Source organism: Arthrobacter sp. TMP15 (assembly GCF_039529835.1).
GTDB lineage: Bacteria > Actinomycetota > Actinomycetes > Actinomycetales > Micrococcaceae > Specibacter.
The window spans coordinates 1,177,356-1,201,912 of the sequence record NZ_CP154262.1 but is presented as its reverse complement, the minus strand read 5'-3'; the positions used below and the strand labels follow the sequence as shown (position 1 = coordinate 1,201,912).

Below are 24,557 nucleotides of genomic sequence, written 5' to 3'. Positions count from 1 at the left end.
CTTATTTCGACGTCAGCGGATCGATCGCAGCCATCAGCTCAACCACGCGGTCCAAGAACGCGTCTACTTGGCTTTCTTCGTAGCCTGCCCTGCCCTTTTCTGGGGCAAATACGGCTCGGCGGACCACATCCACGCTCAGCTCACCGTTGTCTTCTATATAAACCAGCAGCTCACGGCACAGCACATCGACGTCGTTGACGTTGTAGCTCTGCACGCTTTTCCTTAAGGGGCGTCGGAACCGTTCCCCATCGGGGCGGTGCAGGCGTGCCCGCAAAACAGAGGCAGTTTTACCGATTTTCATCATCCAGGCTTTTTCACCCTCGGCCACGATCAATAATTCTTTTTCACGAAGTACAAACTCATCTTCGATCCTGTCCATCGCGGCATCCACAGCATGGGCGCTGTATCCGCCCTTGGCCGAGTCGAAGGCGGCCGTGCGCACATCATGGCTCGTTATGGCCAAGTCTTCGGTGTCTGTGTTCAGGAAATAGGCCCGGGCACGCTCGAGGAACACGTCAACCTGCTTGACGTTGTAGCCTATTTCCTTGGGACCCACCAATTTAAATTTTGATTTGGTCCGGGGCGTCTCATCCATTGTCACAGTCATTTCTTGAACTTTTCTCTATGAGTGGCAACTTGCCGGGCACCGGTTCCAGCGCGTTAGAACCGGCCTAAAACAGTAAAGATGGCGTACGCCACGGGAGCAGCAAACAGGATTGAATCCAGCCTATCCATGACGCCGCCGTGACCTGGCAATAAGTTACTCATGTCCTTCACGCCCAGCTCACGCTTGACCATGGACTCGGCAAAATCTCCACCAGTACCTGCAAAAACCATACCAATGGCTAGCGCAAAGCCTACCCACCAATGCTGATCGAGCAGGAAAACCGTTGCTGGTATGGCAACCAGTGTTGCCCCGGCCAGCGAACCGGCGAAGCCCTCCCAGGATTTTTTGGGACTGATCTTTGGCGCCATGGGGTGTTTGCCAAAGAACACACCAACCAAGTAACCGAAGGTGTCATTGGCAACCACCAGCAACAACATGATGACCACCTTCACCACACCAGGGTTGATGTCGTTCAGGTCCAAGGTCAGCCCCAGGGTGGCTCCACTCTCCCCGCGCAGCATCAAGAACACGAAGCTGAGCAAAAAGGGGATCCACATGAGGGAGAAAACTCCGGCGAGGATACTTTTCGCTGCCCCGGGTTCAGCGTCCAGGGAACGCCACAGAACCGTAGCCCCGGCGCTGGCTACCAAGGCAAAGAGTAGCCCTTCGGCACCCGCGAAATAGGCACACGCCGGCATGGCCAACGCCCCGATCATGACAGGAGTGGTGGGTGCCTTGATCCCTTTGTCCGCCAGTGCACGGTTTACTTCCCACACACCAACACAGGAAAAGATTGTCGCAACCGCAACGAAAGCCGCCGGGTAAAAAAGCAGTGATCCAATAACAAGGATCAGCAGTGCCAAACCTACACTGATGGCGGCCGGAAGGTCTCGACCCGCCTTGGGGGTCCTGATTGCTTTCAAGGCTGTGGCCGCCTCAGGCATTGACGCCAGAGTCCCCTGTGAGGTGGGAATGACAGGCAGCCCGGTGATCCGCATTGCTGGCACCGGGAGAGGTGCTGCCTCATCCTGCCCAACTTCAGCTTCATCCGTCTCTGGGCCGCTGAGGGTGTCCGGACGCACTTCTCCTGGGTTTTCGCCGCCGTCGTTCTTCTCCGGCAAAGGCTGCTTCTGAACCGCGGGTGACTGAGCAGCTTCTTGCCCCACCTCAGGCTGGGGCTCAGCACTTTTGGGGATGATGATGGGAATCATGCCCGTCAGCTCAGCATGACGTCTGGCCTTCCGCGACGCGAACTGGTAGTCCAGTGGTGCCGGAATGAGCCCAGTATTAGGGTTTAACACCTCCGGTACCTTGCCGGTTCCGATCGGCGTATTCTTGGGGTCGGCCATTAGACCTCGAGAAGCTCGACTTCCTTGCGCTTGAGCAGCTCATCGATGTTCTCCGTGTGGGACTTGGTCAACGTATCCAGTTCCTTCTCGGCGCGTGCTCCATCATCCTCACCCGCATCTCCGTCCTTGACCAGCTTGTCCAGCTGCTCCTTGGCCTTGCGGCGGATGTTGCGCACGGAAATCTTGGCATCTTCACCCTTGGTGCGCACGATCTTAACGTATTCTTTGCGACGTTCCGCCGTGAGCTCAGGCATAACGATACGAATGACGTTGCCGTCATTGGAGGGGTTGGCACCCACCTCAGAGGAGCTCAGTGCACGCTCAATATCGTGCATTGAAGTCTTGTCAAAAGGAGTTATGAGCAAGGTACGGGCTTCCGGAACAGCAAAGGCTGCCAGCTGCTGCAGAGGCGTAGGGGAACCGTAGTAATCCACCATGACCTTGTGAAACATGGCTGGGTTGGCACGGCCTGTACGAACCGCCGAGAACTCCTCTTTGGCAACTTCGATGGCCTTATCCATCTTTTCCTCGGCCTCGAGCAAAGTTTCTTCGATCACGCGTCTCTCCCTCATAAATGACTACACAACTAATCCACCATACAAATCGTGGCAATTCTGGGTCTATCCTATCGTGACACGAGTGGCGGCTGGGGGCCGCCACACGCTCACTTGCCCAACTGATGAACCCTTACGGGGTGACCAGCGTGCCCAACTCTTCTCCGAGGATGGCGCGGGCCACGTTGCCTTCGCCTTCCATCCCAAAGACCAGCATCGTGACATTGTTGTCTTTACACAGGCTAAACGCGGTCTGGTCCATGACACGAATGTCCCGGGCCATCGCTTCGTCATAGCTCAAGTGATCAAGTTTTACGGCTGTGGGATCCTTCTTTGGATCGGCGGTGTAAACACCATCCACACCATTCTTGGCCATCAGGACAACGTCGGCATGTACTTCCAGCGCGCGCTGGGCCGCCACTGTGTCTGTGGAGAAGTAAGGCAGACCGGCGCCCGCACCAAAGATGACAACACGGCTTTTTTCCATGTGTCGGATGGCGCGGCGCGGAATGTAGGCCTCCGCCACTTGGCCCATGGTGATGGCACTCTGCACTCGTGTGTCCACACCGGCCTGCTCCAGGAAGTCCTGCAGGGCCAGACAGTTCATAACCGTGCCAAGCATGCCCATGTAGTCTGCCCGCGAACGGTCCATGCCGGCTTGAGAGAGCTGTGCTCCACGGAAGAAGTTACCTCCGCCCACCACAATGGCAACCTCCACCTGGTCTACGGTGCTGGCGATTTGTTTGGCGATGTCCCGGATGGTGTCCATGTCGACACCCAGCTTGCCTGCGCCGAAAACCTCACCTGAGAGTTTAAGCAAAACCCGACGACGTTTGACTGCTCCGGTTGCAGTGGCACTGGGCGCAGTCTGCGAAATATTAGTGGTCATGGTGCCTTCCGTAGGTGCCCGCTTTTGCTGGTAGCGCTTGCACAGTCTCGCATCAGCGCTCTGCCTGGGCTTGTGCTGTTTCTGACCTGGCGCGAGGCAGTTCAAGAGCTGCCTTAAGAATCTTATCTGACGTTGGATATAAAGAAGGGGTAACCGCACATTGCGATTACCCCTTCTTCATCACATCCAGCTAGAACACGTGCGTGGATTATGCTCCGACGCGGAAACGTGCGAAAGCAACAGGCTTAACACCGGCTTCTTCCAGAACAGCGCCTACGCTCTTCTTTGCATCCTTTGCGAAGGACTGGTCAACCAAAACAATCTCCTTGAAGAAGCCCGTCAGACGGCCTTCTACGATCTTTGTCATGGCTGCTTCAGGCTTGCCTTCAGCCTGTGCAGTTTCGGCGGCAATGCGGCGTTCGCTGTCAATGACATCGGCAGCTACTTCATCGCGTACCAGGAACGTCGGGGACATCGCAGCAATGTGCACAGCTACGTCGTGTGCCACTTCCTGGTTGTCGCCGTCAATGGCGAACAAAACGCCAACCTGGGCCGGCAGGTCCTTGGAGGTCTTGTGCAAGTAGGAATCAACCGTTGCACCCTCAACGCGGGCCAGGCGGCGGATGGCTACCTTTTCGCCCAAAAGTGCGCCAGCTTCGATAACGACCTCCGACATCGGCTTGCCGTCGACGTCAACAGCCAACAGGCTTTCAACATCAGCAGCGCCAGAGGAGATGGCCGAGGCCAGTACCTTGTTGGAGAATTCGATGAAGGGAGCAGCCTTGGCCACGAAGTCAGTCTCGCAATTGACTTCAACCATGACGCCAACGCCGTTTTCAACGGCTGCGGCAACAAGGCCTTCAGCAGTTGAGCGACCCTCGCGCTTGGTGGCGCCCTTGAGGCCCTTGATGCGGATGAGCTCCATGGCCTTATCGGCGTCGCCGTTTGCTTCGTCCAGAGCCTTCTTGACGTCCATCATGCCAGCGCCTGTGCGCTCGCGCAGAGCCTTAATATCAGCGGCGGTGTAGTTCGCCATATGAACCCCTCAGTGTAGATGTTTGAGTATAGAAATCAGTAGTTAGGCCAGTTCTGGCAGGACCGCTTTGCCTAGGGGCGGTGCGATCCTGCCAGCGTCTGGTTTCTTACTTGGTTGTGTTGGTCAGGGATGACTCCCTCACCAGTCACTGCCAGGAAAAGTTTTTACTTCTCGGTTGCAGCTTCTTGCGCCTTGGCAGGCTCTTCAACAGCAGCTTCTTGCGCCTTGGCAGGCTCTTGCGCAGCAGCTTCTTCAGCATTGGCCGGAGCTTCAACTGCAGCTTCTTCAACCTTGGCCGGAGCTTCAGTTGCCTTGTCGCCTTCGAGGAGTTCGCGCTCCCACTCAGCCAGCGGCTCAGCCGGTGCTTCTTCGTTGCCGGTTGCCTTGGCGTTGCGAGCCATCAAGCCTTCAGCGATGGCATCAGCAATCACACGGGTCAACAGTGCAACTGAACGGATGGCGTCGTCGTTACCCGGGATCGGGAAGTCAACTTCGTCAGGGTTGCAGTTGGAGTCCAAGATGGCAACAACGGGGATGTTCAGCTTGTGCGCCTCGTCGATGGCGAGGTGTTCCTTCGGAGTGTCTACAACCCAGAGCACGGACGGTGCCTTGGTCAGGTTGCGGATACCGCCGAGGTTAGTTTGCAGCTTGGTCAGTTCACGCTTGAGGAGCAGGAGCTCCTTCTTGGTGTGGCTGGAACCAGCTACGTCGTCGAAGTCGATCTCTTCGAGTTCCTTCATACGCGAGATGCGCTTGGAAACCGTCTGGAAGTTGGTGAGCATGCCACCCAACCAGCGCTGGTTTACGTAAGGCTGGCCAACACGAGTAGCCTGCTCAGCAATTGCTTCCTGAGCCTGCTTCTTGGTGCCGACGAACAGTACGGTGCCGCCGTGTGCAACGGTGGCCTTCACGAACTCGTAAGCGCGGTCAATGAAAGACAGTGACTGCTGCAGGTCGATGATGTAGATGCCGTTGCGCTCCGTGAGGATGAATCGCTTCATCTTCGGGTTCCAACGACGGGTCTGGTGTCCAAAATGGACGCCGCTGTCAAGCAGCTGGCGCATTGTTACGACGGGCATGCCGGCGCTCCTTCAATTTATGTTTAACGGTTATTTAGCATGTTAGAACCGGTCCGAAGGCCGTTTCCTTTGCTCCTGGCACCCATTGTGCATTCCATAAACCGCCGTGAGGCGGACCGTATGGTCACAATCCATCAGTAGGATCCAAGATCACTCTTGGACACCTCATCAGGGAGGGGTGCGCGTAGTCAGTGCACAACAGCGCACTGCTCTATCAATGTTACTACAGCGCAGCAATGCTGGCTGACCAAAGCGCACCACTGAAAAGTTATTGTCAATTCGCCCGCATCAACTCCTCCACAGGGGCGTCCGGTTGACTGACTTTGCACAAATTCTCAGGCGAGGCCCACGGGTGCCACGGGTTAGCGCACGATTTAGGGATGAAGACCTTATTTGGCTCCCGGTTTGGCTCCCGGTTTGGCTCTCGCCATCACTTCGCGGACTCACCCGGGCCGGTAACTCGACACACCTCTCTGCTGGGTGCCCTTCTGGTTGTAGTATTTTTTCTGCCCACTTCTTCCGGGCCCTTCGTGCTTTCGCACGCATTGGCTACTTTCCATGATGCACGCTCGACGGCGGCCTCTCCCCTACCAGCCTCGCTGTCCTGGGCTTGGCCATTGGCAGGAAAACCGCAGGTACTACATCCCTTCGCTCCGCCAGCCAAGCCGTGGCTTAGCGGGCACCGGGGAGTGGACTTTGCTGCTCCTCAGGGCACAGTTGTTTATGCGCCTACTTCGGGTGTGGTGACATTTTCTCAAATAGTTGTGAATCGTCCTGTGCTGACCATTGCCGTTGAGAACGGGCTGCGGTTGAGCTTTGAGCCTGTGACGTCAACGTTGCGCGTGGGTGAGAGAGTGGCGCAAGGGCAAACCATTGGCATCGTGGAGGGTCCAAGCCACTGTGACGGAGCGGCAGCCGGCACCGGCATCAACTCCTGTCTGCATTGGGGCGTGCGACGAGGGCAAGAGTACCTGGATCCCCTGCAGTTCATCTTGGATCTGCGGCCCTCCATCCTGCTTCCTTTAAACGACTGACCCGACGTGCGCTCGCTAGCGCACGTCGGGTCAGTGGAACTATACGATCGCCGTGGAACTATACGATCGCCGAGATCCCTGTGATAGCACGTCCTGTCACGAGCGTGTTGATTTCGTAGGTTCCTTCGTAGGAGTAGATGGCTTCGGCATCTGCGAAGATCTTTGCCATCTCAAAGTCTGTCACTATGCCGTTCCCACCCAGGAGGCCCCGTCCCATAGCTACTGTCTCGCGCATACGGGCAGTGGTGAAGGCCTTAGCCAGCGCGGATTGTTCATCCTTTGCCTGACCCAAGTCTTCTAGCTGGGACAGACGAACCATCATGCCGGTAGATGCCACAGTGTTGCCCAGCATTTTCACTAGCTGGTCCTGCACCATCTGGAAGGAGGCGATGGGCCGGCCAAATTGTTGGCGCTCAACAGCGTAACGGCGAGCTACGTCGAAAGCAGCCATCTGCTGCCCCACGGCCTGCCATGCAACGGCAAGACGAGTGACCTTCAGGACTTTGTTGGTGTCGCGGAAGCTGTTTCCACCGGCAAGCTTGAACTCATGCGGGACAACCACGTTTTCAAGGGTGATGTCAGCATTTTGCACTGTGCGCAATGCCGTCTTGTTTTCGATCTTAGTGGCCCCATACCCGGGCAGTTTCGTGTCAACGAGGAATGCTTTAACTTGGTTATCTGCCACGTCACGGGCGTAGATGACGACCCAGTCGGAGAACGTTGCGTTGCCAATCCAGCGTTTGGCGCCATTGAGGATCCAGTTCTCCCCTTCGCGCACAGCGGTTGTGCGCGTGCCACCTGCAACGTCCGAACCGCCGAGGGGTTCGGTTAGACCAAAGGCACCAATCTTTTTCATAGCGTAGATATCTGGCAGCCACGCGGCTTTTTGCTCTTCGGAGGCCAGCGCCTCAATGGAACCGGTAAACAGTCCGTCATGCACGCCCATGAACGTTGCGATGGAAGCATCTGCACGAGTAAATTCTGCGTGGCTCAGTCCCGCATAAAGGCTTGAGTAGCCCTGCCTGTGGACTGGGCTCATGATATCCAGCTTTGCCAATTTCGGGATGAGTTCCATCGGGAACTCACCGCGGTTCCAACAATCAGTGGCAATTGGTTTGACTTCTTTGGCGAGGAAGTCGCGAAGTTCCTGAAGGCGCTCCTGTTCCTCGGCGGAGAGCAACTGCTCAAATCCGTAGAAGTCGCCATCGGCGTAGGGGAGGTTGTTGAGGTCTACTGCAGCCTTAGACACGGGCATTCCTTTGCTTGAACTCATCTTTGAATGGAGAATTGTTCGGCCCAAACCGAACATGTTACTGATGGGTAACTTACCGTATGTGCGCTGTTCAAGCAACAGTGTAATTCCTCTGAGTGCTCAACGTTTCACATTTTTTTGCCCTTCACGGTCCATATTCCGGACGTAACAATTTCAGCTGGAACTAATCCGGGCAAAAAAAGAGCCGCAGGTCAGATACTTTGAGGTATCTGACCTGCGGCTTTACATGTAGGGCCACTCGGACTTGAACCGAGGACCTTAGGATTATGAGTCCTGCGCTCTAACCAGCTGAGCTATGGCCCCATGCAAGGTGCCCATCTTGTTCCACACATCAAAAATGCGGTCCAGGAAAAAGCACTCCCACAATACTAGTGCGTCACAGGCTAAAGTGCATGATCCTCGTAGCTGCCGCCACGATAAATATCTTCGAAAGTGTCAAGTGTCTTTGTTAACCCATGACGGGAAACCATCGCATGGCTAGCAGCACCCATGGCTTCGCGGTCTTCGCCAGACAGGCTCATGATGGTGGTAATTTTTTCTGCCAAGTCATCGCTGTCGTTGGGAGTGAACAGGAATCCGTTAACGCCGTTCTCCACCAAGTGCGGAAGAGCCATTGCATTGGCCAGCACCACAGGAGTGGAAGCGCTCATGGCCTCCAAGGTCACAAGTGACTGCAATTCTGCGGTGCCAGGCATGACGAACAGATCCGCTTTGAGGTACACCTCACGGAGTTCTTCATCGGTGATCAACCCCGTGAACGTCACCAAAGAAGACAATCCCAACTTTTCGGCTTGGGCCCGGAGCGCATTCTTTACTTCTCCGCCGCCAACCACAACCAGGTGTAGGTTGAGGTCTCTGGAGGTCTTGGCAATGGCGTCGATGAGAACGTCAATGTGTTTCTCTTCGGCAAGACGACCCACGAACACAACCGTGGGATAGGGATTCCGCGGAACGTCCTCACCAACAGCAAGTTCATAATTACCGGACTCAATACCATTGGAGAGCGGCAAAACTTTACGCAGGAAGGCATGCTCGTGCATTGCCTTGGCGGCCAAGGGAGTCGGGGTAGTCACAACGTCGGCGCGGCTCATCACCTTGCCCATATCCCGCCACGACACCCGGCCAATAATATTCTTAAACCATTGCGGGAATGGCAAGAACGGGTTCAGGTTTTCCGGCATGAAGTGATTGGTTGCCACAATCCTGATGCCCCGACGTGCAGCCTCATAGACCACGTGTTCACCGATCATGTAGTGACTTTGCACATGCACAACATCAGGTTTAATCTCATCAAAGAGCGTCGCAATGTCCTTTTTAATCTCCCACGGTAGGCAGATCCTGAAATACTCGTGGGTTGGCACCGAACGCGACCGTAAGCGGTGCACAGTGGCTTCTGGACGCTGCTCAGTGAACATGCGCCCGCCATCTGCGCGGCATGCCATCACGTGCACCTGGTGGCCTCTGCCTGTCATCCCCGTAGCCAGACGGAAACAGAACTGCGCCGCCCCGTTGATGTGCGGGGGATAAGTGTCGGCTGCGATCAAGATGGTAAGCGGCTTTTGGGCGCTTTCATTCCGGGTGGATGTCACGGATAAAACTCCTGCTGGCTGATTGAAGAGCACGGGGCCCGCTCATTGTTTGCGTTGATCCTTTTTTGCAGCTTTCCGGCGTTTAACCACATCGGGATGGTGCCTGGACAGCGCAATGACCCCAACAATAGCAAGTAAAGCTGCTCCCGCCATGGCAATCGCCACCACTGGTGGAACATCGTCACGAAGCTCACCTAAAATAACTATCCCAATGGCCACTCCAACCATTGGATCAATCACTGTCAGCCCGGCAATCACTAAATCGGGCGGGCCACTGGCATAAGCGCTTTGCACAAACCAGCTACCCAGTCCCCCCGCTGCCGCGATGGCAATGACCGAATACCACTGGACATTCAACAAAAACAGGCCGTTGGGGTCAAAGATCTGCTTGGAAATGATCCGTGTTAATACTGCGACAAAACCAAATAAGACGCCGGAACCCAGGATATAGAAAAAGGCCTTCAGGCGATGCTTGAACATGAGCAGGGCGCCACCAAAAATGATGACGACAGCGGCTAGCAACAACACCACGGTCAGCTCTTGATTGGAGGTGACGTGGGTGTTTTCGCGGACAACGTTCACGGCCATCAGCACAAACAACGCACTGCCGGCAACGCAGGCTGTGATGGAGACAACTGTGGCACGGTTGAGTCTGATGCCTTGGTCGCGGGAGTTAACAATGGTGGTGATCACCAGTGCTATGGCACCGATCGGCTGCACCACAGTCAAGGTGCCCAGGGTCAGCGCCACAACGTTCAACACCGTACCAGCAGCCAGTAGAGTGAGCCCCAACACCCAGCGCGGGTTTCGCAGCAGCCGCAGGAATCCTGCCCCACCCAGTGCCAGTCCGCCGGTGTTATTCTGCACGGCACTGCCCTGGCGTTGGGCACCGAAGGCAAGGAAGAAGGCGCCCGCCACGGCGCATGCCACGGCGATCCACATCATGTGCGGTCCTGCGCTGTAGTGCTTGGGTGATGGAGTTGACGGTGCTTAGCTATCACCTTCACGAAGTACTGGCTGAAGGCAATCACATGCATCACCATTCCAGCACCCAAGAATATCCACGCGAGTGTGTTTGTAAAATCTGATTCAAGCGCCTTAGCCAGCAGCAGCATGGGCGTGCCGATCATGAGCGCTGCAGTCCGTGTCTTCCCCAGCAACGTGACCTTCAGGTCAGCGTCCCCACGGAAAAAATATAGCGTAACGCTCAGCAGGACCACGTCGGGTATCACCAGCAGCAGGAGCAGCCACAAGGGCAGGATGCCGGCGATTACCAAGGTGATGCTGACAGCTACCAACGCCACTCTGTCCGCTAATGGGTCCATCATTCGCCCGAGTTGAGATGTTTGGTTGAGTTTGCGGGCAACAAAACCGTCAATCCAATCGGTACAACCCATCAAGGCTAGAAGAAAAACACCCCATCCGTATTCGTGGCGGGCCAGCACAAGCCACACAAACACCGGGGTCCCCAAGAATCTCACCACCGTGATCACGTTGGGGATGGTGAGAATGGCGTTGGAGCTATCCATGGGTGCGCCTGAACTCCTGGACATCGGTGTCACCTCCCCAGGTGGTTTTCGCGCGGGTGGCACAATGGTCAGCACTCAGTTTGCCAGTGCTGGATTTGCCAGTGTTGGGATTGCCGGTGCTGGGTTTGCTAGTGCTCAATTTGTTAGTGCCACGGCTCATGTAGAACATGCCAACGGTGCCGAGTGAAATTATTTCTTCGTCAACTTTCGCAGCAACACCAAACAAGCGGTGGCTGAGACGGCGAAAACACTCAGCGGCTTCCAGCGCTCTTTCACTGTGCCAACCGCCTCGCCCACGGCTCCGGATGCAGCCATGTTCACCGACTCTTTCGCCTTGTGTTTAGCGGTATCTACCAGGTACGTAGTCTGCTTCTTAACATCTGCCTCAGCCAGGAGCTCTTCACGCAGGTCCAACAGGTGCTCACGGCGTGCGGTGGTGCGTTTGAGAAGCTCAGTTGTGTTGGCTTTGGGGCCATGCTCGGCTTCCTTTGCAGCACGCTCTGCAGCGTCCTTGGCTTTGGCTTCCTCGGCTTCCACTTTGCGAACCTTCTTTTCCTCCTTGGTCAGAGGTTCAGGGTCAAGGGTGGTTGGATCAAAGTCGCGGCCCTCTTTCAAGATGCCCAGATCATGGCGTACCCCTCGCCAAGCATGCTCGGGAATCAGTGGCAGCAACCCCTTAAACTTCTTGTAGCCAATTAGCCCGCTAATAGCCATGATCAGCAGCAACGCAGCACTGACCAGCAATGCTGACAGCCACAGCGGCATGATGGTCGCCAGCCCTGCAATTGCAGCAACTACCAAAGCAATGACCAATAGGACCGCGAAGACCAAGACTAAGCCTGCCGATATGGCCACCCCGCTCACACGGGATTTTTTGTGTTCCAGTTCCAGCTTGACCAACGAAATCTCATCGTTAAGCTGGCGAGGGACCAGCCGGGAAGCAGTTTTAACTGCTTCGACCAGAGCCGATCCACTAGTCTTCGGTTTGTCATCCACAAAGCCATGCATGTCTTTTTGCCAGTCCGTCACTGAGACCGCCTCCATAGTGAGGGTTCACGGTGTCTATTTGAATACCCGCACGAACCCGAAATGTTTGTAGCACCACCTCTCAGTGGCACCGCTGTAATGTCAAAATTACCATCCATCCGCCCCGCTGTGGGCGCTGCCTTGCCGGGGCATTGTTGCGGAATAGTAAAGCATTCACTGGTGTTGATGGTTTCGGGGCAGCGAAACTGGCTTCCGGCGTCGTCAATCCCGAGGCATAAATACGCATAGCATTAACCATGTGTTAGTCCTTTCTTCGCACTGGTCTGCACCCACACGTTCTAAACTTTCTTGAGGACTCTCGTTTTGACCACCACCGCGCATCCAGGCGATGCCCTGTCCCGCCGCCAAAAATTGATCTATATTTTGGTTTTGGGGCTCCTTACGGCTTTGGGGCCCTTCACGATCGATTTGTATCTGCCTGCCTTCCCGATCATTGGCCAAGAGTTTGGTGTCAGTGCTGCCGCCGTGCAGCTGACCCTGACGGCCACCACGATCGGCTTCGCTGTTGGGCAGCTGGTGGTGGGGCCTTTTAGCGACAAATTTGGTCGACGTATGCCCCTGATTCTGGCCACTGTGGTGCATGTGGGCGCCTCCGTAGGGGCCGCCATGTCCACCGACATCACCATGTTGGGACTATTCCGTGTGTTGCAGGGAATAGGTGCAGCCGGTGGCGCAGTGGTAGCCATGGCAATGATTCGTGACCTCTTTGGCGGCTACCAACTGGTCCGGATGCTCTCCCGCATGGCCCTTGTCAATGGCATGGCCCCGATTCTCGCCCCGGTGATTGGCTCACAGCTACTGGGCATCATGGACTGGCCCGGCATCTTCTGGTTCTTGGCCGCCTATGCCGCCCTGGTGGTTATTGCCGCGTTCTTCTTCATCATCGAAACTCTCCCGCCTGAAAAGCGAAAGTTCGACGGCGTAAGTGTCGCCGGCCGCTATAAGACGGTGCTCAGCGACAGAATATTTGTTGGCACACTCTTAGTGGGTGGGCTGAACTTCGCTGCATTGTTCACTTACCTCTCAGCATCCACGTTCCTTTTTCAAGTCACCTACCAGTTTTCCCCTCAGCAGTACGGGTTTCTGTTTGCCGTAAATTCTCTGGGCGTCGTCTCCGGCGTGCAGTTGGCGGCTCGCATCATGCGCCGCACTGGACCTCAGTGGGTGATCGCATGGGCCACTGTGGCCCAGGTGCTAGCAGCAGCGGCCATGGTCCTTTTTGATCAACTGCACTTTGGTTTGTGGGGTGTGATTGTGCCGTTGTGGTTCTTCATCTGTGCCACCGGCTTCATGTTCCCCTCCGTCCAAGTCCTAGCCTTGGTGCGTAACGGTAGGCAGGCCGGCACCGCTGCCTCACTGCTGGGTGCTGTTAACTTTGGTTTTGCCGGGCTGATTACACCTGTTGTTGGGCTGGTCGGAGTAAAAACCGCAACCCCTATGGCGTTGATCATGGGAATCGCTATTTTGCTGGCCATGGCTTCGCTGTGGTTCATCGTCCGCCCACGCACAGTCCCCGCGATCTAGCACCTCTACTGCACCCCAGTCCCAACAGGTTCTGGAATTTGAGGCAAGAAAGAACCCCCACACTCTCAGGAGTGCGGGGGTTCTTTATGCTAAAGCTCCCCCACCTGGACTTGAACCAGGAACCTTTCGATTAACAGTCGAACGCTCTGCCAATTGAGCTATAGGGGAATGAAGCAGCTTGAATCGTAGCAGCAAATTACAGCTGAATTCACCAACTATTTTTCCAGCACATCCAACACAATAATTGTCTCCGGCTCACAATGTGACCGGAGACAATATCGCCTTGGCTCCCCCACCTGGACTTGAACCAGGAACCTTTCGATTAACAGTCGAACGCTCTGCCAATTGAGCTATAGGGGATCGTGCAGGAACAACAATAACAAAGGCTTGGCCGGTTGTGAAATCGGAGCTCCCCTCTCCGCCTACCCGTCTCCGCGAAGCTGCCTGCGTGCTGTTTCCAACTCCATGAGTTCGCGTTGCAAAAGCTGGTAGTTCTCCGGATCCACGGCCGGATCCATGCGTTGCAAAGCTCCCAGCCGTTCCTCTTTCAAACGCGTGATCTGCAGTTCAAATAATCTGCGTAAAATATCGCGGCAGTACCTCATCAAAGTGTCCTCACGCGTGGCAGGCAGGGGACTCAGGGCGAGCTCGGCCACCAAGGACTCTAGTTCCACTGGAACGTTCGCACGCACAGCCTCAAGCCACTGAGAGGAAGCCACCGCAGACTCCCCCGCCAGCGCAATGCCCAGCTGGATGGCACGGTATGCGGGAATAACGAACTCAGTGGCTGAAAAATGCTGCCAGTTGCCGGCAGATAGGAGTCCCGGGTGTTGCAAAACAACTTCCAGCGCTTCCCGCTCCATCCGGCTTTGCGGGTCACGAGGATCCGGGCGCGTAAATGTTGGCCGAGCCTCTTGCGACCCCGCCGCTTCGCTCTCAGAGTTTGTCGCGGCAGAGCCGAAGGAACCTTGGCCAGACTGACCCTGCTGGTGTCCATCCTGCTGCCCAACGACCCTATGGCTCTGTTCGTAGGCCTGACGCTGCCCTTGGCCCTGTGACGACTGACCCTGGTGCTGTGATTGGCCATGGCGGTGCCCCTTGGCGTCGGGCTGGCTGTGCAGCTTGCGTTCGGCACTCTTGACAGCACGCAATACCTCGTTGGGGTCAGCCAGCCCGAGCCATCCAGCCAGTTCCTGGCTGTAGCCCATTCGGGTGGAACCGTCACGAATGGCGGCCACCACTGGGGCGGACTCCCGCAGGCCACTTACGCGGCCTTCAACAGTGCTCAGATCAAATTTCGCCAACGTGGACCGGATGGCAAATTCAAACAACGGTCTGCGGGATCGAATCAGGGCATGGACAGCCTCATCGCCCTTATGTTGACGTAGTTCGCAAGGGTCAGCACCTGAGGCTTCAACAGCCACAAACGTCTGAGCTACGAAACGCTGGTCCTCATCAAACGCTTTGAGCGCAGCCTTTTGCCCGGCCGCGTCGCCGTCGAAAGTGAACACCACTTCGCCACCGGTGCCGTCGTCGGAAAGCAGCCGTCTGGCGATCTTGATATGGTCAGTGCCAAACGCGGTTCCGCACGTGGCCACAGCTGTCTGAACCCCCGCCAGGTGACAGGCCATGACATCCGTGTAACCCTCAACAACCACAAGCTGCCGCTTGGCGGCGATACTTCGCTTGGCTAAGTCAATGCCGTAAAGCACTTGGGATTTTTTGTAGAGGGTAGTTTCTGGAGTGTTGAGATATTTTGGACCCTGGTCATCGTCAAAGAGCTTGCGGGCACCAAAGCCCACGGTGTCCCCTGCGATGTCCCGGATGGGCCACATGAGCCGGCCCCGGAACCTGTCATAGATCCCTCGGTTACCTTCAGAGAACATGCCCGTTAGTTTCAGCTCTTCCTGCGTGAAGCCTTTACCCGTGAGGTACTTAAGCAGCGTTTCCCACCCTTGCGGGGCGAAACCCACACCGAACCGTTCGGCAGCTTCACGATCAAAACCACGTTCAGAGAGGAATGTTCGTCCTGTTGCCCCTGCCGGTGTCAGTAGCTGCTCACGAAAAAACTCTCCTGCAATCTTGTGCGCATCAAGCAAGCGCTGGCGCCGGCCAATGTCCTCGCGGCGTGGACCTGTACCGCCATCCTCGTAACGTAATTCATAACTGATGCGACCGGCCAACTTCTCAACGGCTTCAGAAAATGAAATATGGTCCATCTTCTGAATGAAGGAAATAACATCGCCGCTCTCTTGGCAGCCAAAACAATGGAAATACCCCATCTGGGGGCGTACGTGGAAGGACGGGCTACGCTCATCATGAAACGGGCACAACCCCTTGTAGGAGCCAATCCCAGCGGATTTTAATGTGACATAGGCGTCAACAATTTCCTTGAGATCGGTGCGCGTGCGCACCTCGTCAATGTCTTCTCGTTTAATTAGCCCGGCCACCCGGCCAGTTTACGTGACATATTTTGTTGCGCCCCCACATCAGCATGCGCTTGTGGAGAACACCACAGCAAGTGGCAAATCGTGGGGAATCACTGGCACAGCAGGATAGCTGCCCACACGAGGCGGGCAGGCTGCCGGTACTTTCCAGCAGCGCCCCTTCACCACAATCCAGGCGGAGCCGTACAAGCCTGAGGTGAGAATATTAAAGCAACGTGCGCTCGGTTCCCACGAGTCGTTCGTGCAGCGCCAGTGCCGATACATCGGTGAGGGAAGCAATCTGATCGATGACAACGCGAAGGCGGGAATCGTCGTCGTCCGCGTCCCTCCAATCGGCGGCGAACATGGTTTCCAAATGTGCGTCCCCGGTAGCGCTAAGCACCGCAACCAACTCGCTGAGCACGTCCTGCTGACGCTGGTAGATGGGCTGACGATGGTCTGTTGTCATGACGAATGTGGTTGCCAAGCCCTTCATGACAGCAATTTCCAACAGGGTCTCATGAGGAAGAATAACATCAGCGGCGTACCTCGCCAGCCGGCCGGTTCCATAGATTCCCTGGGTTGCCCCCACAGCGCTCTGGCAAAAACGCCCGATCAGCTGACTGGTCATATCCTTCAGCGCGGCCATGGACCGCCGGCTCCCGTCAGCGTGGCGGACCCACACATCAGTGGCCTCCAAACGCTGCAGGGCAGCATCGATCTCAGCCGTGCTGACCGCAGGCAAATACCACTGCTGGGTGTAGCCCAAAACCCTATTGCGCTGGTCCGCATTTGCCAGCCACTTCAGCTGCACATGCCCGGCAACAATGGCATCCTCCACATCATGAACCGAATAGGAAATATCGTCTGCCAAGTCCATTACTTGCGCTTCAATGCAGGTTTTCCCCGCAGGAGCTCCCTCACGCAGCCACTCAAACACTGGAAGATCGTCGGTGTAAGCACCAAATTTGCTGGTCCGCAGGCCATCAATCAAGGGTGCGTTCTGGGCAAGCCACGGGTATTTCGAGGATGCATCCAAGGAAGCGCGGGTCAGGTTCAGACCGGCCGAGCCGCCGTCAGCCGTGAGAACTTTTGATTCCAGCCGAGTCAGAAGGCGAAGGGTCTGGGCGTTGCCTTCGAAGCCACCGATGGTGTGCGAGAGGTCATTCAGGACAGACTCGCCGTTGTGCCCAAAGGGCGGGTGGCCAAGATCGTGAGCCAGGCAGGCAGTATCAACCACGTCAGGGTCGCAACCCAGTGTTCTTCCCAATTCCCGGCCAATCTGGGCCACCTCAAGGCTGTGGGTGAGCCGGGTGCGCACAAAATCATCGGTGTCTGGGGCAACAACCTGGGTCTTGGCACCCAAGCGACGCAACGCCGAGGAATGCAGCACCCTGGCCCTGTCCCGTTCAAACACTGTGCGGAAACTGGATTTCACTGCCTCTTGAACCCAACGCTGTTGGTCATGGGGCAAGTACACTGGCTGCATTTCGGTGGACATGTCCCTAAGTTTAGGGCCAACACTGGGCACTCCGGGGACGTTGCCCACTAGCTGCGCCGATCACTGCCCATACCGGCACTGAGGTCAGAAGTAGTTAGTCTGCCAGGACAATGGTGTTCAGGTACGTGGGGGATCTTACTGATTCCGTGAGATCAATGGCATGTCCCAGGTAGTGGAGTGAGCGAGCGTCAGGGTAAACATAACGTGGAGTGAGCGAGCGTCACGGTAAACACAACGTGGAGTGAGCGAGCGTCAGCCGCCGGAGACGTCCAGCTCAGCTCCTGCAATTTCTACTTTTTGTGAACCGCTCAGGGTCCTGTGTTCCAGCCAACCAGCTGGAAGTGCCGTGCGTTTGGGTGTACCGGCACGGCCGCGGGGGCCCTCGGCATCCACGCCAGGGTACTCCTCGGTCATATCCAACTGATCCAACAGTCCGCGCAGAACTTCTAAGGTTGGCACGGTAGAGAGCTTGGCCCGAAGGTCGCCACCCACCACATACCCCTTGAAGTACCAGGCCATATGTTTACGGATATCACGCAGAGCCTTATTTTCATCGTCAAAGGTATCCACTAACAGCTCAGCATGGCGGTAAACGGCTGCCGAAACCTCAGCCATCCCCGGCTTGTGGCGGGCATCGCTGCCCTCAAAAGCAGCCATCAAATCACCAAAAAGCCACGGGCGTCCCTGACAGCCACGGCCAACAACCACGCCATCAACACCTGTTTGACGAACCATGGCAATAGCGTCCTCGGCACTCCAAATATCTCCGTTGCCAAGCACCGGCACATCCGGGAGCGCTTCACGCAGACGCGCAATGGCATCCCAATCCGCCTTACCGGAATAAAACTGGCTGGCCGTGCGCCCATGCAGTGCAACCGCGGCCACACCGGCGTCACGGGCAATGCGGCCCGCCTCCAGGTAAGTGAGGTGGTCCTGGTCAATACCTTTACGCATTTTGATAGTCAACGGCAGCCCACCCTTGGCGGCTTCACGGACAGCTGTCTGAACTATGGAGGTGAACAGGTCAAGCTTCCACGGCAGTGCTGCACCGCCGCCACGCCGGGTCACCTTGGCCACCGGGCAGCCAAAATTCAAGTCGATATGATCCGCGTGGTCTTCCTCCACCAGCATGCGTACGGCCTGGCCCACAGTTTCCGGGTCCACGCCGTAAAGCTGAACCGAGCGGATTGCCTCATCCTCGTCGTGGCTGATCAAACGCATCGATTCCGGCGTGCGCTCCACCAACGCACGGGAGGTCACCATTTCTGAAACGAAAACGCCGCCACCATGTTCACGGCAGAGTCTGCGGAACGCCGTGTTCGTAATGCCAGCCATGGGGGCAAGCACCACAGGTGTTTCCACTGTGATGTTGCCAAGTTTCAAAGGCGGCAGATCGATTTTTGTTTCGCTGGTGGGGATATCAGTAACAGTCACCGGATAATTCTCTCAAATCCCACCAAATTAAACCTAACCCTCCTCATTTTTCCTAGCTCCTTCCGTACCCCAGTGAACAAAGTCACGCACAAAATCTGGTCAGGACCGTAAAAAAGCAGCGCAAAAGACTGCTAAACTGACTGGTCAGTACAAAGAATCGAAGTGGTAGTTTGTGGCCCCTTGAAAGTGCCGCTGACGCTGGGAACCAACTAAGTGTTGTTCCACCAGCTTCGAAACCCATCATCTTCCCCAGAAAAGGAACCACTGTGCAGATCCACGCCAACCACCTAGCGCTGTCAGCAGGCCGCGGCCCTGTTTACGGGCCGCTGACCTTTAGCTTGGACAGCGGCCTGAACGTCCTCCGCGGCGATGCCGGCACCGGACGCACCTCCTTACTCCTCACCCTTGCTGGCCGCATGAAGCACGACGCCGGAACCCTCACCGTGGGCGGAGAGGAACTCCCCCGCAACCTCCGTGCCGTTCAAAAGATCAGCGCAGTAGCCGGTTTCACTGGCATTGACGGCCTCGAAGAATCCGTCACAGTTGGCGCCGCATTGCGCGAACGCCGCGCGTGGTTATCTCCGTGGTGGTCACTGGTACGCAAGCTCACCGATGCCGATGTGGCCCGGATCGCCGCCCCGGTTTTTGGCCCCGAAGCCATCCCGGCCGCCACTACAGTCATCTGGGATCTAACTGACACACAAAAAATGCTGCTGAGGATCTCCCTAGCCATGATGGCCAAACCAGAGTTTTTATTTGTCGATGATGTGGAGCAGATCCGCGGCACCGAATCTCGGGCGATCATCTGGGACAGGCTGGCCTGGCTCGCTGCCGGAAAAACCACCGTGGTTGTCTCCGCTTCCAGCCTCGATGTTGGGCTGTGGGAGGCCTTGGACATCCAGCCGCACATCGTGGATCTCAACGATCAGGAACCTCCGGCAGAGATCGAGCCCGTAGCGCACGCCTTTACAGACACAGACACAAATACAGATACAGATACACCTAGCGAAACAGCCACAGAACAGCATGAATTGATCGAGGAGATTATCTAATGTTTGCCTTCTTATCCTCCGGCACTGAATTGAGCCGCTTCAAGCGAGGCAAGATGCCTAAAATTGCCGTGGCCGTGATGCTCTTCATCCCGCTCATTTACGGCGCTCTTTACCTTTGGGCGTTCCAGGCCCCTGACAAACACATGAATGATCTGCCCGTGGCCCTGGTGAATCAGGATGTGGGCGCCACTAACGGCGATGAGGCTGTCCATGCCGGCGATGACCTGGCTACCAAGCTGATGGCCGGAATGGACATGAAATGGGAGCAGACCGATGCAGCGGCCGCGGCCGACGGGGTGGACGATGGCACCTATTACTTCGCCCTGACGATCCCCGCGAACTTCTCCGAAACGGCCGTCTCGGTGGGTACTGACACACCCGCCCAAACCAGGCTGGATGTTCAGTTCAACGACTCCAACAATTTCCTCTCCAGCGTGTTGGGCAAACAAGCCATGACCCAGGTCCGTGACGCAGTCTCAGAACAGCTCGGCCAAAAGACGTCCTCCGCTCTCCTTGTTGGTTTGCACGACGCCGGTGCCGGATTGCGTGCCGCAGCGGAAGGTTCCGCCCAGGTCACCGAGGGCATCGACAGTGCCAAGGACGGTGCCGGCAAACTTGTGGTTGGCATGAATGATTTGGCGGCCGGGTCGGTAACTCTCAAAGATGGTGCCTTCGCGCTGGCAGACGGTGCCACAAACCTCTCAACCGGTATTGATACTTTGGCCGGAGGTGCCGGTTCCCTCAATAACGGCGCCACTGCTTTATCCACCGGGGCAGGCTCCCTCGCATCGGGGATCGGCAAGCTTGATACCGGTGCCACCGCTCTGCATACCGGCAGCAGCACCCTTGCTGCCGGCACCTCAGAGCTAGCAACCTCGCTGGCTAACTCGATCCCGCAGGCACAGAAACTTGATGCGGGTGCGGTAACTCTTTCCTCAAGCGCAGGTACCCTCTCCGAAAGTGCGGCGAGCATTTCCTCTTCAGCAGCAACGTTGGCCACCAGCGCCGGGGACCTCGCTCATGGCGCCACTGCCGCCGAAGCCCAACTGGCCAAACTGATTGAAACAGCTCAAAATCTGCCTGCCGGAACCCCGGCGAGCGCACTGGTTGAGAGTTTGCAGCAACTGCAGCTCAAAGGTGTCTCACCGCTGGCAGCGGGCACAAACCAGCTTGCTGCTGGCGCGAACCACCTTTCCACTAAGGGGCTCATTCCTCTTGCCAGCGGTGCCGCCAAGCTGGCGGTGGGGGCTGGGGGTGTTTCCACCGGGGTCACCTCGTTGACGGGTGGGGTCACGGCAGCCGCTGACGGCGCCAGCAAACTCTCAACCGGCGCCGCCGCCCTGGAAAGCGGAACAGCCACCCTGTCGCAAGGCACACACACTGCCGTTGCAGGCTCAACGGAACTAGCAGCGGGCGCCTCAGAACTATCCGGCGGGGCAGCCCAACTATCTGCCGGCGCCAACACCGCCAAAGATGGCGCCGCGGCTTTAGCCACCGGCGCCGGAACCCTCAGCGGCGGCAGCTCTGAGCTGGCGGACGGAACCGGAAAGCTCCTTGCAGGTGGTACACAATTATCAACTGGAGCTGAAAAATTATCCACGGGAAGCCACGAGCTAAGCACTAAACTTGACGAGGGTTCCAAAGCCGTCCCGAACGACTCGAAGCACCTGCTGTCCCAAAAATCAGAAGTTCTAGCAACACCCGTGGCCGTCAATGCACAATGGTCAAACCAGTCAAAGAGCTTTGGTGAAGGCTTTGCCCCCTTCTTCATCGCCTTGGCGACTTTTGTGGGTGCCTTGATTTCTTGGCTCCTCCTGCGTGCGCTGCCCACGCGTGCTCTTGCAGCCGGAGCCAGTGGTCTGCGCTCGGCCATGACCGGCCTGCTGCCTGCCCTTGCCATTGGTTTGGGCCAGGTGCTGATCATGGTGGCTGTGCTGTTGTGGGGACTTGATATGCAGCCCGTTTACCCTGTGGCCATGGCGGCGTTCATCTACCTGACAACGGTGGCGTTCCTGGCGTTGCAGCAAATGTTCATCATTGTCTTTGGCACTGCGGCAGGGCGGGTCCTTAGCCTTGTGCTGTTGATGTTGCAGCTCAGTTCATCTGGTGGAACCTACCCTGTGGAAACCACACCAGTGTTCTTCCAAGCCTTGCACCCTTACATGCCAGCCACCTATGTGGTGAGTGGACTTAGAGAGTTGATGACTGGTGGAATAGACTCCCGTTTGTGGGTGTCAGTAGCATTCCTCGCTATTTTGACGATTGCCTCCATCGCCATCAGCGCGTTCAGTGCGGGGCGCCAGCGTGTCTTCACCATTGAGCGTTTGCATCCCGAACTGGAAATGTAAGCTGCCCTGCAGCACTGATTCGTTACCCTCATATATGTCTTATCCCTAGAAACAAAGGAATCCCGTGCCCCGCATCTCAGCCACCAAACAAGCCATTTTGGCTGCCGCGTTGGAGCTCGGTGCGCTGCACGGGATATCCGGCACCACCATGGACCAGGTGGCTGAGCGGGCCGGGGTGGCCAAGGGCAGTGTCTATTACAACTTCTCATCCAAAGACAAACTTTTTGAGGAGTTGCTGACAACCGGTGTCAGTTCGCTTTCCCAGACACTGCGTCAGGCCCGTCAATCGAGCACCGGCTTTGGCGCCATTGACGCCATGGTCACGGACATGCTGATGTTGATCGCAGAGAATCGGCCCCTGGCAAAAATGATGGCGGCAGAAATTTTTCGCACCGACAGGGCATGGCAGGATGCCGTCTCGGTGCTGCGTCGAGAGGCAGTAACAGAGATTGGTGCTGCCTTGCTCCCCTTAGTCCCACCGGGAACTTCCGAGGGCAGCAGGTTGCTGATGGCTGGCGGTATTTTTGGGGCCACGCTGGTGAGCGGGCTGGAATGGCTACTTTTTAGCTCGGACACTCCCGCCGACGAAGTATCTGCCGCCATCTTGTTCCTGTTCTCAGGCCAGCTGGCGGAATAATCCCGGCTCACCCACATCGTTGACATAGCGCTCAGAATCTAGAAAACGGCATCTAAAAAACGGCGGCGGTTCCCTCGGCCTTCCCTATGGAAGGTGGGGGAAACCGCCGTCGTACTTTTTTAGAGCGGAAGTTCTCCTCTACAGCCCGAGGATGCTGGTGGCGATCAGGAAGTAAATGATCAACCCGGCCGCATCGACAAACGTGGAAATGAACGGGTTGGAAAACACTGCCGGATCGGCCCTGACAGCCTTGCCTAGCAGCGGCATCAACCCGCCGATGCTAGCGGCCATGGTGCACACACCCAACAACGTCAGCCCAATGACCAAGCCCATCGGCACAGTGAACACCAATGAGGCGATCGCAAAGCCCAAGGAGCCGAGCAGCAGTCCCAGGAACGCCCCCACACGCACCTCGCGGGCAAAGACTTTCAGGAAATCCCGGGGACGGACATCGCCCAACGCCAGTGCACGCGTAATGGTTGTGGCCGCCTGGTTGCCGGTGTTACCGCCGGTCCCTATCAGCAAAGGGATAAACAGTGAGAGCACAACCTGTTGTTCAAGAGTCGCTTCAAAGGCGCCTATGACCTGCACCGTCAGCGTGGCACCCACCGCCAGCACCAGAAGCCACACCACCCTGGCGCGGACAATATTAGAGACCGGGGTGGCCAAATATGGGCGGCGCAACGGTTCGGTGCCACCGGAGCGGGCCGCATCTTCGGTTTCTGCATCCTCAAGGATCTGCAGGGCGTCATCCACTGTCAGAATGCCCACTAGACGGTCCTCGGCGTCAACAATGGGCAGCACCAGGACCTTGGCATCGGCGCAGTAACGTGCGGCTTCTTCGGCGCTTTGCGTGGCGGGGAAGCTCAAGGGCTTCTTCATGATTTCCGCTACAAGCGCCGAGTCATCGGCCCGTAAAACGTCACGCAGGGAGAGCACACCAACCAGGTGCCGGCCGGTGTCGGTGACAGGAATGGTGTAGACACTTTCAGCGTCATCGAGATGCGAGCGTACCCGGGCAAAGGTTTCGCGGATGTTCAGTTGCGGGTGCGTTGTCACAAATTCAGGTGACATGTAGCGCCCAACGGCTCCCTGCGCGTAGCCAAGCACTGTGCTTGTCAGTGCACGTTGCCTCTCATCCAGCCCTAAAATTAGCCGGTTGGCAACCGATGCCGGGAGTTCATCGATCAACGCCACACGGTCATCCGGGCTCAGCTTGGCGAAAACTTCAGCAACGTCCGCTTCCTGGAGCCCGGCTACTAAATCTGCCTGAAGCGCGGCGTCAAGGCGCTCAAAAATCTCGATCGCACGGCCCTTGGGTAGGGTACGGTAGGCCACTGCCCGCTCCACGGTGTTTAGCCGTTCCAACTGATCCAGTGTCTCGTTGACGTTCAACGGCAACAACGCCTGCGAGACGGCGGCCAGGTCATGGGCGCCCAAGGCACGGCTGAGCAGATCGGCGCTGTCGTCAAACGTCTGGACGGGGTATTTAATCATTGTCCGGTTCCCTCCGGTGAGTGCATCCGTTCTCTAGCCTCAGCGGAAACCGCGGCGCGCTGAAAGGACGTCTGCAAAGAATTGTGTGGTGGTGTGGTGCGCTGAGGCTGCTACCGCAAGAACCCATGGCCTAGAGGGACTACCCACTGAAC

The 24,557-nt window shown here is 56.8% G+C and carries 21 protein-coding genes and 3 tRNA genes; 6 read left to right on the top strand and 18 right to left on the bottom strand.

Going from position 1 to position 24,557, the window contains the following annotated elements:
• Nucleotide 1 precedes the first annotated feature (1 nt).
• From AAFM46_RS05240 to rpsB, 6 genes are all read right to left on the bottom strand, one after another.
• Complete coding sequence (locus tag AAFM46_RS05240; RefSeq protein ID WP_283531209.1) at nt 2-595, bottom strand: DivIVA domain-containing protein; 594 nt, start codon at nt 593-595, stop codon at nt 2-4.
• A 65-nt stretch (nt 596-660) separates the two neighbouring features.
• The gene (locus AAFM46_RS05235; protein WP_343320364.1) at nt 661-1,551 is read right to left on the bottom strand and encodes a phosphatidate cytidylyltransferase; all 891 of its coding nucleotides are present in this window, start codon (nt 1,549-1,551) and stop codon (nt 661-663) included.
• A gap of 404 nt (nt 1,552-1,955) precedes the next feature.
• Nucleotides 1,956-2,513 (bottom strand): ribosome recycling factor, encoded by a 558-nt coding sequence (gene frr / locus AAFM46_RS05230; RefSeq protein WP_283531161.1) that lies wholly within the window; start codon nt 2,511-2,513, stop codon nt 1,956-1,958.
• Nucleotides 2,514-2,643: 130 nt separating this feature from the next.
• On the bottom strand, nt 2,644-3,399 hold the full coding sequence (gene pyrH, locus AAFM46_RS05225) for a UMP kinase (RefSeq protein WP_283531162.1): 756 nt from the start codon (nt 3,397-3,399) through the stop codon (nt 2,644-2,646).
• A 208-nt stretch (nt 3,400-3,607) separates the two neighbouring features.
• On the bottom strand, nt 3,608-4,435 hold the full coding sequence (gene tsf / locus AAFM46_RS05220) for a translation elongation factor Ts (protein WP_283531163.1): 828 nt from the start codon (nt 4,433-4,435) through the stop codon (nt 3,608-3,610).
• 164 nt (nt 4,436-4,599) lie between these two features.
• Nucleotides 4,600-5,514, bottom strand: a complete 915-nt coding sequence (gene rpsB / locus AAFM46_RS05215) for a 30S ribosomal protein S2 (RefSeq protein ID WP_343319945.1) — start codon at nt 5,512-5,514, stop codon at nt 4,600-4,602.
• Between the two features lie 380 nt (nt 5,515-5,894).
• Here rpsB and AAFM46_RS05210 point away from each other — a divergent pair, with 380 nt between their 5' ends.
• Nucleotides 5,895-6,548, top strand: coding sequence for a M23 family metallopeptidase (locus tag AAFM46_RS05210; protein WP_343319944.1), 654 nt, complete (start codon nt 5,895-5,897; stop codon nt 6,546-6,548).
• A 58-nt stretch (nt 6,549-6,606) separates the two neighbouring features.
• Here the strand turns inward: AAFM46_RS05210 and AAFM46_RS05205 are convergent, their stop codons facing one another.
• The 5 genes from AAFM46_RS05205 to AAFM46_RS05185 all read right to left on the bottom strand — a co-directional run bounded on the left by AAFM46_RS05205 (nt 6,607) and on the right by AAFM46_RS05185 (nt 10,939).
• Entirely contained in the window at nt 6,607-7,803 is a 1,197-nt protein-coding gene (locus AAFM46_RS05205; protein WP_343320362.1) for an acyl-CoA dehydrogenase family protein, read from the bottom strand.
• Nucleotides 7,804-8,050: 247 nt separating this feature from the next.
• Nucleotides 8,051-8,124, bottom strand: a tRNA-Ile gene (locus tag AAFM46_RS05200).
• Between the two features lie 80 nt (nt 8,125-8,204).
• A complete protein-coding gene (locus AAFM46_RS05195; RefSeq protein WP_343319943.1) occupies nt 8,205-9,410 on the bottom strand; it encodes a glycosyltransferase in 1,206 nt (401 codons plus the stop codon).
• A 42-nt stretch (nt 9,411-9,452) separates the two neighbouring features.
• Nucleotides 9,453-10,355 carry a DMT family transporter gene (locus AAFM46_RS05190; protein ID WP_343319941.1) on the bottom strand — a complete coding sequence of 301 codons (903 nt, stop codon included), beginning with the start codon at nt 10,353-10,355 and terminating at the stop codon, nt 9,453-9,455.
• Nucleotides 10,352-10,939, bottom strand: a complete 588-nt coding sequence (locus AAFM46_RS05185) for a CDP-alcohol phosphatidyltransferase family protein (RefSeq protein ID WP_283531169.1) — start codon at nt 10,937-10,939, stop codon at nt 10,352-10,354. The genes AAFM46_RS05190 and AAFM46_RS05185 overlap by 4 nt, the downstream gene beginning before the upstream one ends.
• Between AAFM46_RS05185 and AAFM46_RS05180 the strand changes: the two genes are divergently transcribed.
• On the top strand, nt 10,938-11,126 hold the full coding sequence (locus AAFM46_RS05180; RefSeq protein ID WP_343319939.1) for a hypothetical protein: 189 nt from the start codon (nt 10,938-10,940) through the stop codon (nt 11,124-11,126). The two genes, AAFM46_RS05185 and AAFM46_RS05180, sit on opposite strands and share 2 nt — an antisense overlap.
• A gap of 2 nt (nt 11,127-11,128) precedes the next feature.
• Here AAFM46_RS05180 and AAFM46_RS05175 read toward each other — a convergent pair whose 3' ends face one another.
• Nucleotides 11,129-11,968 carry a phage holin family protein gene (locus AAFM46_RS05175; RefSeq protein WP_283531171.1) on the bottom strand — a complete coding sequence of 280 codons (840 nt, stop codon included), beginning with the start codon at nt 11,966-11,968 and terminating at the stop codon, nt 11,129-11,131.
• A 321-nt stretch (nt 11,969-12,289) separates the two neighbouring features.
• Between AAFM46_RS05175 and AAFM46_RS05170 the strand changes: the two genes are divergently transcribed.
• The gene (locus tag AAFM46_RS05170; RefSeq protein WP_343319937.1) at nt 12,290-13,510 is read left to right on the top strand and encodes a multidrug effflux MFS transporter; all 1,221 of its coding nucleotides are present in this window, start codon (nt 12,290-12,292) and stop codon (nt 13,508-13,510) included.
• Nucleotides 13,511-13,605: 95 nt separating this feature from the next.
• Here the strand turns inward: AAFM46_RS05170 and AAFM46_RS05165 are convergent.
• From AAFM46_RS05165 to dusB, 5 genes are all read right to left on the bottom strand, one after another.
• Nucleotides 13,606-13,678: transfer RNA gene (locus AAFM46_RS05165), tRNA-Asn, on the bottom strand.
• A 116-nt stretch (nt 13,679-13,794) separates the two neighbouring features.
• A tRNA-Asn gene (locus tag AAFM46_RS05160) sits at nt 13,795-13,870 on the bottom strand.
• A 62-nt stretch (nt 13,871-13,932) separates the two neighbouring features.
• Nucleotides 13,933-15,960, bottom strand: coding sequence for a DNA primase (dnaG, locus tag AAFM46_RS05155; protein ID WP_343319936.1), 2,028 nt, complete (start codon nt 15,958-15,960; stop codon nt 13,933-13,935).
• A 202-nt stretch (nt 15,961-16,162) separates the two neighbouring features.
• A complete protein-coding gene (locus AAFM46_RS05150; RefSeq protein WP_343319935.1) occupies nt 16,163-17,437 on the bottom strand; it encodes a deoxyguanosinetriphosphate triphosphohydrolase in 1,275 nt (424 codons plus the stop codon).
• 252 nt (nt 17,438-17,689) lie between these two features.
• A complete protein-coding gene (dusB, locus tag AAFM46_RS05145) occupies nt 17,690-18,871 on the bottom strand; it encodes a tRNA dihydrouridine synthase DusB (protein ID WP_283531175.1) in 1,182 nt (393 codons plus the stop codon).
• Nucleotides 18,872-19,137: 266 nt separating this feature from the next.
• On the opposite strand from dusB, the gene AAFM46_RS05140 reads away from it, so the two are divergent.
• The 3 genes from AAFM46_RS05140 to AAFM46_RS05130 all read left to right on the top strand — a co-directional run bounded on the left by AAFM46_RS05140 (nt 19,138) and on the right by AAFM46_RS05130 (nt 22,908).
• Nucleotides 19,138-19,923, top strand: a complete 786-nt coding sequence (locus tag AAFM46_RS05140; RefSeq protein WP_343319934.1) for an ATP-binding cassette domain-containing protein — start codon at nt 19,138-19,140, stop codon at nt 19,921-19,923.
• A complete protein-coding gene (locus tag AAFM46_RS05135; RefSeq protein ID WP_343319933.1) occupies nt 19,923-22,271 on the top strand; it encodes a YhgE/Pip domain-containing protein in 2,349 nt (782 codons plus the stop codon). The genes AAFM46_RS05140 and AAFM46_RS05135 overlap by 1 nt, the downstream gene beginning before the upstream one ends.
• Nucleotides 22,272-22,335: 64 nt before the next feature.
• Nucleotides 22,336-22,908 (top strand): TetR/AcrR family transcriptional regulator, encoded by a 573-nt coding sequence (locus AAFM46_RS05130; protein ID WP_283531178.1) that lies wholly within the window; start codon nt 22,336-22,338, stop codon nt 22,906-22,908.
• Nucleotides 22,909-23,046: 138 nt separating this feature from the next.
• Here the strand turns inward: AAFM46_RS05130 and mgtE are convergent, their stop codons facing one another.
• On the bottom strand, nt 23,047-24,405 hold the full coding sequence (mgtE, locus tag AAFM46_RS05125) for a magnesium transporter (RefSeq protein WP_343319931.1): 1,359 nt from the start codon (nt 24,403-24,405) through the stop codon (nt 23,047-23,049).
• Nucleotides 24,406-24,557: the final 152 nt, after the last annotated feature.

Coding starts and splice junctions, on each gene's coding strand:
- AAFM46_RS05240 (WP_283531209.1), bottom strand. CDS start 595: ATGGATGAGACGCCCCGGACCAAATCAAAATTTAAATTGGTGGGTCCC.
- AAFM46_RS05190 (WP_343319941.1), bottom strand. CDS start 10,355: ATGATGTGGATCGCCGTGGCATGCGCCGTGGCGGGCGCCTTCTTCCTT.
- AAFM46_RS05185 (WP_283531169.1), bottom strand. CDS start 10,939: ATGGATAGCTCCAACGCCATTCTCACCATCCCCAACGTGATCACGGTG.
- AAFM46_RS05150 (WP_343319935.1), bottom strand. CDS start 17,437: ATGTCCACCGAAATGCAGCCAGTGTACTTGCCCCATGACCAACAGCGT.
- rpsB (WP_343319945.1), bottom strand. CDS start 5,514: ATGCCCGTCGTAACAATGCGCCAGCTGCTTGACAGCGGCGTCCATTTT.
- AAFM46_RS05235 (WP_343320364.1), bottom strand. CDS start 1,551: ATGCCTGAGGCGGCCACAGCCTTGAAAGCAATCAGGACCCCCAAGGCG.
- AAFM46_RS05210 (WP_343319944.1), top strand. CDS start 5,895: ATGAAGACCTTATTTGGCTCCCGGTTTGGCTCCCGGTTTGGCTCTCGC.
- AAFM46_RS05180 (WP_343319939.1), top strand. CDS start 10,938: ATGGGTGCGCCTGAACTCCTGGACATCGGTGTCACCTCCCCAGGTGGT.
- tsf (WP_283531163.1), bottom strand. CDS start 4,435: ATGGCGAACTACACCGCCGCTGATATTAAGGCTCTGCGCGAGCGCACA.
- AAFM46_RS05205 (WP_343320362.1), bottom strand. CDS start 7,803: ATGCCCGTGTCTAAGGCTGCAGTAGACCTCAACAACCTCCCCTACGCC.
- pyrH (WP_283531162.1), bottom strand. CDS start 3,399: ATGACCACTAATATTTCGCAGACTGCGCCCAGTGCCACTGCAACCGGA.
- AAFM46_RS05135 (WP_343319933.1), top strand. CDS start 19,923: ATGTTTGCCTTCTTATCCTCCGGCACTGAATTGAGCCGCTTCAAGCGA.
- mgtE (WP_343319931.1), bottom strand. CDS start 24,405: ATGATTAAATACCCCGTCCAGACGTTTGACGACAGCGCCGATCTGCTC.